Annotated in this window: 17 protein-coding genes; 10 read left to right on the plus strand and 7 right to left on the minus strand. The window is 43.7% G+C overall.

Annotation, left to right across the window (positions count from 1 at the left end):
• Positions 1-29: 29 nt before the first annotated feature.
• The 6 genes from HYN59_RS00445 to HYN59_RS00470 form a co-directional block, all read right to left on the minus strand.
• On the minus strand, positions 30-413 hold the full coding sequence (locus tag HYN59_RS00445) for a cytochrome c oxidase assembly factor Coa1 family protein (RefSeq protein WP_108776391.1): 384 nt from the start codon (positions 411-413) through the stop codon (positions 30-32).
• Positions 414-515: 102 nt separating this feature from the next.
• Positions 516-1199: an SIMPL domain-containing protein gene (locus HYN59_RS00450; RefSeq protein WP_108776392.1), complete on the minus strand. Its 684-nt coding sequence runs from the start codon at positions 1197-1199 to the stop codon at positions 516-518.
• A gap of 90 nt (positions 1200-1289) precedes the next feature.
• Positions 1290-2600: a UDP-N-acetylglucosamine 1-carboxyvinyltransferase gene (murA, locus tag HYN59_RS00455; RefSeq protein WP_108776393.1), complete on the minus strand. Its 1311-nt coding sequence runs from the start codon at positions 2598-2600 to the stop codon at positions 1290-1292.
• A 14-nt stretch (positions 2601-2614) separates the two neighbouring features.
• The gene (locus HYN59_RS00460) at positions 2615-3316 is read right to left on the minus strand and encodes a DUF4290 domain-containing protein (protein WP_108776394.1); all 702 of its coding nucleotides are present in this window, start codon (positions 3314-3316) and stop codon (positions 2615-2617) included.
• Between the two features lie 16 nt (positions 3317-3332).
• Positions 3333-3617 carry a DUF493 family protein gene (locus tag HYN59_RS00465; RefSeq protein WP_108776395.1) on the minus strand — a complete coding sequence of 95 codons (285 nt, stop codon included), beginning with the start codon at positions 3615-3617 and terminating at the stop codon, positions 3333-3335.
• Positions 3618-4008: 391 nt separating this feature from the next.
• A complete protein-coding gene (locus HYN59_RS00470) occupies positions 4009-4314 on the minus strand; it encodes a hypothetical protein (protein WP_108776396.1) in 306 nt (101 codons plus the stop codon).
• A 307-nt stretch (positions 4315-4621) separates the two neighbouring features.
• Here HYN59_RS00470 and HYN59_RS00475 point away from each other — a divergent pair, with 307 nt between their 5' ends.
• The 9 genes from HYN59_RS00475 (at position 4622) to HYN59_RS00515 (ending at position 9985) form a co-directional block, all read left to right on the plus strand.
• A complete protein-coding gene (locus tag HYN59_RS00475) occupies positions 4622-5458 on the plus strand; it encodes a methylated-DNA--[protein]-cysteine S-methyltransferase (protein WP_108776397.1) in 837 nt (278 codons plus the stop codon).
• Between the two features lie 2 nt (positions 5459-5460).
• Positions 5461-6171: a 2OG-Fe(II) oxygenase gene (locus HYN59_RS00480; RefSeq protein ID WP_108776398.1), complete on the plus strand. Its 711-nt coding sequence runs from the start codon at positions 5461-5463 to the stop codon at positions 6169-6171.
• A 1-nt stretch (position 6172) separates the two neighbouring features.
• Complete coding sequence (locus HYN59_RS00485) at positions 6173-6412, plus strand: Ada metal-binding domain-containing protein (RefSeq protein WP_108776399.1); 240 nt, start codon at positions 6173-6175, stop codon at positions 6410-6412.
• 187 nt (positions 6413-6599) lie between these two features.
• Complete coding sequence (locus HYN59_RS00490) at positions 6600-7205, plus strand: alpha-ketoglutarate-dependent dioxygenase AlkB family protein (RefSeq protein WP_108776400.1); 606 nt, start codon at positions 6600-6602, stop codon at positions 7203-7205.
• Positions 7206-7347: 142 nt separating this feature from the next.
• Positions 7348-7647: a hypothetical protein gene (locus HYN59_RS00495; protein WP_108776401.1), complete on the plus strand. Its 300-nt coding sequence runs from the start codon at positions 7348-7350 to the stop codon at positions 7645-7647.
• Between the two features lie 105 nt (positions 7648-7752).
• Positions 7753-8685 carry a 1-phosphofructokinase family hexose kinase gene (locus HYN59_RS00500; RefSeq protein WP_108776402.1) on the plus strand — a complete coding sequence of 311 codons (933 nt, stop codon included), beginning with the start codon at positions 7753-7755 and terminating at the stop codon, positions 8683-8685.
• A 326-nt stretch (positions 8686-9011) separates the two neighbouring features.
• Positions 9012-9296 carry a hypothetical protein gene (locus HYN59_RS00505; protein ID WP_108776403.1) on the plus strand — a complete coding sequence of 95 codons (285 nt, stop codon included), beginning with the start codon at positions 9012-9014 and terminating at the stop codon, positions 9294-9296.
• A gap of 218 nt (positions 9297-9514) precedes the next feature.
• Positions 9515-9739 (plus strand): hypothetical protein, encoded by a 225-nt coding sequence (locus HYN59_RS00510; protein ID WP_108776404.1) that lies wholly within the window; start codon positions 9515-9517, stop codon positions 9737-9739.
• Positions 9740-9745: 6 nt separating this feature from the next.
• Positions 9746-9985: a hypothetical protein gene (locus HYN59_RS00515; RefSeq protein WP_108776405.1), complete on the plus strand. Its 240-nt coding sequence runs from the start codon at positions 9746-9748 to the stop codon at positions 9983-9985.
• Between the two features lie 593 nt (positions 9986-10578).
• Here the strand turns inward: HYN59_RS00515 and HYN59_RS00520 are convergent.
• Positions 10579-11076: a hypothetical protein gene (locus tag HYN59_RS00520; RefSeq protein ID WP_108776406.1), complete on the minus strand. Its 498-nt coding sequence runs from the start codon at positions 11074-11076 to the stop codon at positions 10579-10581.
• Between the two features lie 287 nt (positions 11077-11363).
• Between HYN59_RS00520 and HYN59_RS00525 the strand changes: the two genes are divergently transcribed.
• The gene (locus tag HYN59_RS00525; protein WP_108776407.1) at positions 11364-12164 is read left to right on the plus strand and encodes an SRPBCC family protein; all 801 of its coding nucleotides are present in this window, start codon (positions 11364-11366) and stop codon (positions 12162-12164) included.
• Positions 12165-12318: the final 154 nt, after the last annotated feature.

Here is a 12318-nt window from a genome sequence, read left to right on the forward strand (position 1 = left end):
TAATATGAGGCCCGCGGTTGCGGGCCTTACTATTTCTCCACACTAATAACTTTCCAATCGTTATCAGGCTCTTTTTCTAATTCCATATAAACGTCGATGTTATTGCTTTTCCCTTCAACTGTTATATCGAATGTGGCTTCACCGCGGCCATTCTCGGTTTTGATATTGAAAGACGATACGCTGTAATCGTTTATTCCTCCTGTAGCTGCCTGTATCTCCGGATCGTTGCCCAGATGCTCAACAGCTGCCTTATAGGCATCGGTATTTTTCACAAATGAGGCTATCATAAAAATTCCTGTGACCACTAAAGCAATAACAGCTACAACTATTGGTATAACGATCATCGCCGTTTTCCGCTTCCTGCGCTTGTTGGCTTCTAAAATCTGATCATAAGAGGTTATTTTATTTTCCATCTGAAGATTTTTACTAAAAGTATAAAATATATTTCAGCACCAGGAAAATTATAAATGAAAAAGACCCACAAAACTGCGGGTCCCGATTTTGAGAAATACCGGTTATTTTATAGAATACTTCACGTAATATGAAAACTTGATCTTGATTTTCTTAAAGTCGGTTTCCGTATTGCTTTCCTGCAATCGATAGGTTACATTTGACATCCTATTTTGTGGTAAATAGGAATTATCCGGCTCTTCTGTTATGACCAATGGCTTACCCGGTTGCTCCCCTATCGCCTGCAATAAATAGGTTGCCTTATCTTTTGCGGCTTTTATAGCATCGATACGGACCTCTTTACGAAGTGCATCCATCTGTGTATGGTCAACTTTAGCGATCGATGCTTCTTTAATATCGTTATCGTGCAGGGCTTCAAATACCTTGCGTACTTCTGTAGCTGTACTGACTTTCAATGAATATTCCTGGCGCTCCTCGACTCCTTTATCTTTTCTTTTGTAACTGATTATCTCTGAACTTGCGTCGGCAAGTGAAAGGTTTTTAAGGTCAATACCTAGTGCCTGAAGCGACTTTTTTAATTTCTCCTCCTGTGCTGCTATGGTATAACTGGCTTTATTCACGACTTTTTCCTGCAACGTGATGGAGATATAAATTATATCCGGCACGACTTCTTTTTCGGCTGTTCCTGTAACAGTAATATAAGGAGTAGTATCCTTATCATTTTCGATCGTTTGGGCATTGGCCGACAAACAGATGGCGAATGACAATGCAGCGATGAATTTTTTCATAATAAACTGGTTTGGTTATTGATTTATTGAGTACAGCAATTAACGCAAAAAAGCCCACAAAATTGCGGGCTTTCCTGTATATAAAATCTCTTAGTCTATCCTCTCTATTTTCGCACCGATGGCCCTTAGCCTTTCGTCGATCCTTTCGTAACCGCGGTCTATCTGGTCGCCGTTCTGGATGGTGCTGGTACCTTTGGCAGAAAGCGCCGCGATCAGCATTGATATACCGGCCCTGATATCAGGGGACGACATTACAATACCTTTCAGCTGGAATTTGAAGTCATGTCCTATAACTACAGCCCTGTGCGGGTCGCACAGCATGATCTTCGCACCCATGTCTATCAGCCTGTCCACAAAGAAAAGGCGGCTTTCGAACATCTTCTGGTGTATCAGTACGCTGCCTCTCGCCTGGGTGGCCACTACAAGGACGATACTTAGCAAGTCGGGAGTAAAGCCCGGCCATGGCGCATCGGCCACGGTAAGGATAGAACCGTCGATGTAGTTCTGTATCTCATAGCCATCTTTATGTGCAGGAATATAAATATCATCTCCCCTGCGCTCCAGGGTAATCCCCAGCTTGCGGAACGTTCCCGGTATTACGCCAAGGTTGTCCCAGCTTACGTCTTTTATCGTTATCTCGCTTTGTGTCATGGCGGCAAGCCCTATCCATGAGCCTATCTCGATCATATCGGGCAGGATACGGTGCTCACATCCGCCAAGGCTTTCCACGCCTTCTATCTCAAGCATGTTAGATCCTACGCCTGTTATTTTAGCGCCCATGCTGTTCAGCATTTTGCAAAGCTGCTGCAGGTAAGGCTCACAGGCTGCGTTGTATATTGTTGTTTTGCCTTCGGCAAGAACGGCTGCCATAACGATGTTCGCCGTCCCGGTTACCGATGCTTCGTCAAGCAGCATGTATGTACCTTTCAGCTTTTCGGCTTCAACACCATAAAACGCTTCTTCTTCGTTATACCTGAATTTCGCACCAAGGTTTATAAAGCCCTCAAAGTGTGTATCCAGCCTCCTGCGGCCAATTTTGTCACCGCCGGGTTTTGGGATATACCCTTTTCCGAAACGGGCCAGCAGCGGGCCAACGATCATAATAGATCCCCTGAGCGCCGCGCCTTCTTTTTTAAATGCTTCACTTTCCAGGTAGCTGAGGTTCACCTCATCGGCCTGGAAAGAATAGGTACCATGAGCCAGCTTTTCTACTTTTACGCCAAGGCTTCGCAGCAGGTTGATCAGCTTGTTTACGTCGATAATGTCGGGTATATTGCTAATCGTTACTTTTTCGGGTGTGAGCAATACGGTACACAGTACCTGTAGTGCTTCGTTCTTTGCGCCCTGGGGCGTGATCTCTCCTTTTAGTTGTGCGCCTCCTTCGATTTTAAATGTTCCCATGCAGCGGTCCGGAATTATTGTTTTCTGTTTTTGTTATTATTTTGGTTGCTTTTGCCGTTCATGGCCGGCCTTTGCATTTTTTGTTTCGGGTTCCCAAACTGGGTCTTGTTGCTTAGCTTCTTGTTCACCTTCATCAGGTCGGTCACGTTGGAAAGCTCATCCTCCCCCGGCCTTAGGTTTATTTTTCCGCCTGAAAGCTCATAAAGGTGCTCGAATATTACGGCATCTACTACCGTATCCTTGTTCCAGCTCAGGTATGATTTTTTCATGTGGTTGGCGATCACAATGATGAGCGCATCTTTCATTTCGCCATCATCCCATTTGTTCGCCACATCAATCATGTACTTTATGTTATTACCATAAAAACGGTACTTGGGAAAATTTTGCGGGTACTCCAGCCTCTCGGGCTTTTGCTGCAGCATTTCCCTCGATGGTATTGGGTAGGGCGAATCGACATCCAGCTTAAAATCGGACATGATGAATATCTGGTCCCAAAGCTTGTGCTGGAAATCGGGCACATCGCGCAGGTGCGGATTAAGGGTTCCCATAACCGATATGATATATTTCGCTGCCTTGTTGCGCTCGTCCCTGTCCTCAAGCGCTACTGCCTGCTGTATGAGCTTTTGCAGGTGGCGGCCATATTCGGGGATAATGAGGTGCTCCCTTTCGGAATTGTACTCAAGGTTATTGGTTGCCTCTATAGAATTATATTGCATTTAGCGTAGGGTTTCTTTATAATGAAATAATGCCTTCAATATTTGAAAGCTCAATGTATTTGTCTATCACCTCTTGCGCACCCGCCATTTTTACATTAATGGAAACGCTTGTATATTTTCCGGTTTTAGATTGTGTAGTTTCTATAACTGCGCCCATGTTGTTAAAGGCGTCTTCTATTTCCTGGATCTTATTGGCTTCAGAAGGCACAATAAATTTGAACAGGTATTCGGCAGGCCAGTCGGCAGAGCCAGCAAGCTCTTCTTTCAGCCTTGCATAAAATTCTTCGGTTTTCTTATCCATTCGTAATAAAATAAACGCAAATATACATCATCCGCTTTTAACTTCGCCAAAAAACACCGTATTGCATTATAAAAAATTAAGCCACGAATTACACAAATTATCACAAATTCTATCCTACCTAATCGAAGCAATCTTCCCTAATTTCATAAAATTGCTCTTTACATCGAAAATGACGGCATCTGAAAATACAGTAATTAAATAGTGCATCTATTCAATTGAATTGCCTATTTAAAAATTTGTGATAATCCGTGTAATTCGTGGCAAAAAAATAAACAAAAATAAATGTAAGGCATTACGCAACCTTTTCTTTTTTACGTATCTATAGTATATAGGTTTAGGTTATAAATTTGGTTATTTTTTTAAAACCGCTGTTCTTCATTCAGCGGTTTTTTTATGCTTTTATCCCCACAAACAGCATGATGCCTATAGCGCCCGCGGCCAGCGCAATGTAAGAGTACCTCACCGCTTTGCCGATAATTTCCTTACTCCGGAAAAGCCGTATCACGATAAAGAGCGCAGACCCCGTTACGAGGTTCACAAGTATCCAGAGGGGAAATATACTATTCAATGCAGGGTTGTGTGCATTAAGCGTATTGCTGATGGCCATTGCCAGTAATACGGCAAACACAAAAGCCCAGATAAAATACAATGCAACTAATATATGAAAAACTGTATGTTTGAGATCGAATGGTTTCATTGGTTAGTAATTGCTTTTAAAATTGATATCCTAAATTTAACACACCCCTAACCCCTCTCAAGAGGGGAACACCCGGACGTACTTACTCCCCTAATTAGGAATTATTGTCGGCGAGAGTGAAGCTCTTCACCTCTTGAGAGGGGCCAGGGGTGTGTTCTTAGATAATTTAATTTCTTTTATATTTATTTTCTATAACGCAGGTGTTTTATTTTTATTGAAGATACCACTGGTAGCAAACATAGCAAGTATCGGGTTGAACGCGCAAATTTACCTTTTTAGATTTGTACTGTAATTAAAGGAACAAATTATGGACCATCAGGATAATATCAATTTCCAAAGGATCTCCGAGGCTATCGGCTATCTTAAAAACAACTTCAGAGAACAACCCGACCTCGATGAAATTGCCGAAAAAGTGCACCTGAGCCCGTTTCATTTCCAAAAGCTCTTTACCGACTGGGCCGGAGTAAGCCCTAAAAAATTCGTGCAATATCTCTCTGTAGAACATGCCAAAAAAGTACTGGGCGGCAAAGCTTCCCTTTTTGAAGCGGCGCACGAAACAGGCCTTTCAGGCACCGGGCGGCTGCACGACCTTTTTGTAAACCTCGAAGGCATGACACCCGGCGAATATAAGAATGGCGGCGAAAACCTTGCCATAAATTTCAGCTTTGCCAAAACGCCTTTTGGCACCGTACTTTCTGCAGCTACCCCAAAAGGAATATGCCACCTTGCCTTTGCCGATGACAGGGATGAAGCGATTGGGACATTGATGCGAAAATTCCCGAATGCAGTTTACAACGAAACAACAGATGAAATGCAGCAGCAGGCATTGCAGGCTTTTAGCAACAGCTCATCTTCAAAAGCAATACGGCTGCACCTAAAGGGAACGCCTTTCCAATTAAAAGTATGGGAAGCACTATTGCGCATACCCTCCGGCCAACTGGTTACATACGGCAGCCTGGCTGGGACAATAGGGTCGCCCAAAGCATCTCGGGCGGTAGGATCGGCTGTGGGCGATAATCCTGCAGCGTATATCATACCTTGCCACAGGGTAATACAATCAAGCGGAATTTTGGGCAACTACCACTGGGGCGCCAACCGCAAAGGGGCAATGATTGGCTGGGAAGCCGCAAAAGCACAATTATAATCATGGATTTAGCAGACAGGATATACCAACAGGACTGGGACGAAATTACCCAAAGCCTGAACAACAAAGGCTACGCGATTATACCGCGGCTCATGACTGCACAGGAATGCACGGATATCGCGGGTCTTTACAGTGACCACTCCCTATACCGCAAAACCGTTGTCATGGAGCGGCACCAGTACGGCCTGGGCGAATACCGGTACTTTAATTACCCGTTGCCGGAAATCATAGTTACACTAAGGGAGTCATTATACAAAAAACTTTCGCCGGTGGCCAACCTGTGGATGCAGGCGCTGGGCATGCCCACAGTGTTTCCCCACACTATAGCAGCACTTCACGAGCAATGCCGGGACAACAACCAACTGAAGCCAACCCCACTGATATTAAAGTACGGTAAAGGAGGTTTCAACACCCTGCACCAGGATATTTATGGCGATGTTTATTTCCCGATGCAGGCGGTCATAATGCTAACTGAACCGGATGACGAGTATATAGGCGGGGAATTTGTACTTACAGAGCAGGTGCCGAGGGCGCAGTCGAAAGCTATCGTGCTGAAGCCTAAAAAGGGAGACCTGCTTATCTTTACGACCAGCTTCAGGCGGGCGAAAGGCAGTAAGGGTTACCGGCGCGTAAACATGAGGCACGGTGTAAGTGAAGTGCATGACGGCAAAAGGATGGCGCTTGGCATTATTTTCCATGATGCGATCTCCTAACATGCTACAGCATTTGCACGTAACAGATATCGCGCTACGTGCGATGATACGGAAGAAACAAATTACCTTTGCAGGCAACAGCAAAGCCGGGATCTATGGGAAGCTCAATTGCCGTTCCGGAAAAAAGCTGCTCCGGAAAAACCGGGTTTTCTTTACCGATGAAGCCGAAGCCCTGTACCACAATTACAGGCCCTGCGGACATTGTATGAAGCAGGAATATAGTATCTTTAAAACCGTCTAAAATTATTTAACCACATAGATACATAGACTTTCATAGTATTGAGGCATGCATAAAGTCCACAATAGTATGAAGCTACGCTTCATTCCTATGTTTGACTATATTGAGAACAGTTTTCTAAGCTCAGAAGCAATTTTAAGCTATGTGCCTATGTGGTAAAATGCTTTTAAAAATTAGAACCTTACTAAGAATGGACTTATTTAGCAATAACGACACCCCGAACATCCTGCCCTATGATGGCGAAGCGATATACTATGGCCCCGTGCTCACCGCTGATGCCGCAAGAGCATATTGCGCCCTGTTGCTGGAAACCATTCCGTGGCAGCATGATGAGGCCATTATTTATGGCAAAAGGATCATTACAAAAAGGAAAGTGGCATGGTATGGGGACGAGGATTATGCCTACACTTACTCCAACACCACAAAGCAGGCTTTACCCTGGACGACAGCGTTGCTGGAACTGAAAAAAGAAGTTGAAAAAGTTTCGGAAACAATATTCAATTCCTGCCTAATCAATTTGTACCACGATGGCAATGAAGGGATGTCCTGGCACAGCGATGATGAAAAAGCGCTCGGAAAAAACACCGTGATCGCTTCTTTGAGCCTTGGGGCTGAAAGGAAATTCAGCTTCAAACACAGGCAAACGAAAGAAAAAAGAGACATATTATTACAAAACGGAAGCCTTTTGGTAATGAAAGGGAGCACCCAAACACACTGGATCCACAGCCTGCCAAAGTCAGTAAAAATAAAGCATCCACGCATTAATCTCACCTTCAGGACTATTGTTTATCAATAGGGAATGTGCTGCTTTATAAAAATTTACTGTTAAAACAATGTTAACAATAAATTTTTATATATATTTATATCCATAATTCTTTGCCCCACAAAGTATTGATACCGGCCCCCGGAAATATTTAATAATTAATTACTCTTGCAAAATGAAACTGAAAGACCTAAAAACCTGGCTGGATGCCCTTTCTGATGAAGAATTGGAAAAAGAGCTTTTGTACAATTCAATGGACTACGGCATCTCCGGCCCTATCACCGAGATAAACAGGACAGACGATAACCTTTATTACGTAGGCGACGAGCCCGTGCTGCTACATACAAAAAAAGAGCTTGAGCAAAGAGGCTTCACCGATAAGCAGATATCCGGCTTTGACGTGGAGATACCTCAGGGCTGTTATTACATTGAACTTAGCAATGAATACAGCATCCTGGAAAGGTTCGTGAGCTAAGGACATTTATTTACCGGACACATACACTCCATTTAACACATCATTATTGTGGGAATGCCTTTATATTTGTTATATTAGCTTACAACAAATGTACAGGCATTTACCATGATAAAACACGTCCTTACTATAACGCTCAACCCGACAGTAGATAAAAGCTGTGAGGCCGAAGGCATAAAACCCGAAAAGAAAGTGCGCTGCTCACAGCCAAAATATGAGCCCGGCGGTGGTGGCATCAATGTATCCCGCGGCCTGGCGCGGCTTGGCGTCAGCTCTACAGCACTATTCCCTTCAGGAGGGCGCACGGGGGAACTTTTGGAGAAACTTTTGGAAAAAGAAAAAGTTGCCATACAGCCTGTGCCCGTTTCGGCTGAAACACGTGAAAATTTTATCGTGGTCGATACCGCCAGCAACGACCAGTACCGCTTTGGCATGCCCGGTGAAGCCATTGTTGAAGAAGAAGCTGAAAAAATCCATGCTGCGATTTTAGGGGTCTCCCCTTTCCCTGAGATCGTAGTAATCAGCGGGAGCCTGCCACCAGGCATTGAACCCCAATTTTTGAGCAGGCTGGTGAAAGAGCTGAAGGCAAAAAATGTAAAGGTCGTTGCCGATACTTCGGGCGATGCGCTTACGGAAATCCTTAAAGAAGGCGTTTTCCTGCTGAAGCCTAACCTGGGCGAGCTAAGCAAACTTACAGGAAAAGAAGAACTCGACAACGAAAGCGCCGATGAAGCCGCAAAACAACTGATAGACGAAGGCAAAGCCGAGATCGTTGTGGTTTCGATGGGGCCGCAGGGCGCTTACCTGGTAACCAAAGATGAAAATCTGCATGTACCGGCACCTTCGGTTAAAAAGCTGAGCACCGTTGGCGCAGGCGACAGCATGGTAGCGGGAATGGTTTCTGTCCTGGCAAAGGGCGGCAGCATGAGCGAGATGGCAAAGATGGGTGTGGCATGCGGATCGGCAGCTACGATGAGCAAAGGAACTGGCCTGTTTACAAAGGAGAATGCCGAGCGGCTGTACCAGTGGCTCTCAAGGTGATTTCAGATTTCAGATTGTAGAATTGCCTCGCCAGTTCGGGCTTTGCCCTCGGGTCAGATTGAGCTTCACTCGGATGTAATCTCAGTAACTGTCATTTAAAAAATAATATTTAACCACATAGGCACATAGCTTTTAAAAGGAAATCATAAAACTCAATTAAGTGACACAGAGCATGAAGCTACGCTTAACTATGTGTAAATATGTCCCCATTTAACAACAATTAGCTACTATGAAAACTATGTATCTATGTAGTTAATTAAAATACAGACATTTATTAAGCATCGCAAGGCCAATAAAATAGAAAATAATCAATAAAAAATTTAAAGATGGATTACCAATACGCTAAAGATGCCTTTGAGGAACTGAAAAACTTTGAAGGCAAAGCCGATTTTAAAGGCGCTGATACCGTGATTGATTATTTTGTGCTGCTTCCAAAAAAAGAAGTCGAAGATATTGACATCAATGCCTTCCTTGAAACCCACCAAGCGAGCGGCAGCTTTGAAATTGAAGGCGGCCACGAAGATGAAAAATATACGATCATTGGAATTAATGTAGCTAAAGCGGCCTACTCTAATGACGTGGACTATTTTATGAAGCTATTAGTGTGGTAGTTCTTTAGTTTCGGGTTTTTTGGTCAGGGTTTCGGGGGTTCGCGCTACTAGGTAAGATTGGGATTTGGAATTTGTGATTTGTTTATTGGAATTTACTTTCAATCGTAATAGCTTAAGTATTTTCTTAAAACATTTAATCTTTTATTGGCATTCCGTTACCAAAACTTTAAAGGTTTATGAGCCATCTTTGCAATACTAAACCTTCAAACACTATCACTATGAACAAGAACATCGACTTAGCCACAATCAAGAATTTTATACTTACCAATGCCTTAAGCGAGAATGTAATGCTAATGCTGCATCCTTCCAATTTCGATAAGCTTGTTACTTCCGGAAAGAAAAAAGTAAAATCGCTTTGTGTTTCGGGCATCAACATCATTGCCGATGATAACGATGAAGTGAAAGAAGACGAAATCGACGTACTTGAAGTAAAATTCAATTAGTTCCCGATGCGTTACCCAATAAGCTATGAGACGGTGCATGAATTTGTACTTGATAACAATCTCACAGAAAACGATACCATCCTGCTGCATCCTGAAGATTATAGTGTTGTTGCAGCCGAATACCTGAGTGAAAATAACTTTACGTTGTACAGGCCTGTAGAAGTGCTGGGCATAAAAGTGCTGGAAGACACCGACGGCGAAGTAAAACGAAAACATATTTATGTAATGCCACTGGCAGCTTCATAAAAAATATAGGGTTAATTGATTTTTATGCCATCTTTCGGGATGGCATTTTTTGTGGATTTATTTATTATGCTTCTTCTTTTGTCTTGAAACAAAAGAAGCAATCCCGATAGCTATCGGGACAAAGCGCCAAATATTTCACTTAAAATCTACGTCAGGATTTTTGCATCGCGACCCAAGCCGCGGCCTGCTGCGCGCCGCTCGTGGATCGCTCTCCTTCTCCCAAAGCTGAATCCTTCCTTGATTTTTACGTGAAATATTTGATGCCGAGCTTCACCCGAAACTACTTACTCTTGCATTATTATCAATCTCAGCGTGAGGGACAGGCTCTGCCTGCCGGCAGGCAGGGCAGCATCCCCGGAGTTTGCGGAGGGATATAGCGACCCGAGGCTGCAAGCCGGACTGGCGAAGCAATGGCCCGACGGCAGAGGAATGGCACGCCCAAACACTTTGCATTATGATACTTCTTTTTGAAATTTCTACACTTCGGTGCGCTCCGGTTGGAAATGACAGAACGGGAATGGCATATATAAGAAAACTCCCGAACTTTCGTCCGGGAGCTTTCCAACCAATTTATTTATCTTATAGCAATTGTTTTAGTTTGCGGTAATGGCACCTGAGCTTGTTATGATCGTGCCAGAAAAGACACCGCTCAGGAATTCATCAAGATATTGAAGGTTGCCCTGGGTAATCGGGGTAGGCCTTATTTTCCTGTTATCCATAAAGTATTTCTCCCAGCTGCTCACCATGGTCCGCATTTGTAAGGGACCTATCTTTTCAAGAAATTTCAGGTTGGTCACCCTTACGATATAGTGGTCGCCTTCCAGGGCAACAGCAAAGTCGAAGTTGCAGTTGTTTTTCATAAGGGCTGTACCGCCTTCACCTTCGATCTTCAGTTCTTTTGCAATCCCTGTAATCTGGTTATCTATAGCAATGTCTACTTTAATAGCAGACTGGCTCTCTAAAAGCGCTGCGACATCAGTACTACCTGCAGGAAAAGATTTTTCCCAGATTATAGCTCCATTCTCAGCCCTGAAATTTTGCTGCGCCAGCACCGGGAGAGAAAATAATAGTGTGAGGATAAGTGTTTTCATAGCTCATAAATTTTAAGGTTCAACTTGCATCAAAATCGTTTTCCTATCATTTCTGTTGTAAAATTACCCACTAAAAAAGTCAGAGAAAAACTTATCGGGACATTTACAATTACTTTGTGATTAACCCTTAATGTATGGTTAATAAAGTATGCCTGCATATAATTTTTTAATAAGAAAAATACGAGTCTGTTTTATAAGAACATTAAGAATACTTTATCATATAATTACAAGAGGCATAGCGGTTTAATGACTAATTTTATTAAAAACCTAATTCAAAAAATATAGTCATGGAACCTACAAAAAATCCTGCTGCCACGGGCGCAAAACAGAACTTTTCCAAATACGATCCATCGGGAACCGACCCTAACCGTTATGCTTCGGTTTCCAATACTGCAGAAGCAGACAGCTACCTGCACAAACATAAAAAAAGCATCATCCCGGGGCTTAGGGTTAACGTAAGCACCACAGAGCGAATCCTGATGGTTGCCGCAGGTTCTTACCTGCTATACCGCGCCCTGAAAAAGAAAGACAACAAAAAAGTGATGGAAGGCGTTGCCGGGGGGACAATGCTTTTCAGGGGTATCAGCGGCTATTGCCCTGCTTACGACCTTATTGAAAAAACAGGAAAGCTGCAGGGGAACAATATTTCCATTACTACTTCAATGACCGTAAACAAGCCGGTATCTGAAGTATATAACGCCTGGAGGAAACTGGAAAACCTGCCATTATTCATGAGCCACCTCCACAGTGTTGCCGTGATCGACAACTACAAATCCGAATGGAAAGCCCGCATACCCGGGGGCCTTGGCACCATCAGCTGGAAAGCCGAGATACTTATGGATGAACCCAATCAATTACTGAGCTGGCACTCCATGCCGGGGTCGACTGTAAATAATTCGGGGAAGGTAAGGTTTACTGACAATGGCAGCAGCACCGATGTAGAGGTTACAATATCCTATCATGCGCCGCTGGGGAAAGCCGGGGAGCTGGCTGCCGGGCTGCTGACTCCTGTATTTGAAAGGATGGTGCACAGCGACATTGAGAACTTCAAGAAATATATCGAAGTGGGCACAGCGCCGGAACATTGATATTTTATTTATAGCGAAAAATTTAAACCCCGAAGATTCTTTTGAATCTTTGGGGTTTTATTATTTACCAGGCTATTTGGCCTCACCCCCCGCCCCTCTCCAAAGGAGAGGGGAGCAGCTACACTCATGCCGATTGAGAGCTACATCTATTCAT

Origin of the sequence: Flavobacterium album (assembly GCF_003096035.1) — a bacterium.
Lineage (GTDB): Bacteria > Bacteroidota > Bacteroidia > Flavobacteriales > Flavobacteriaceae > Flavobacterium > Flavobacterium album.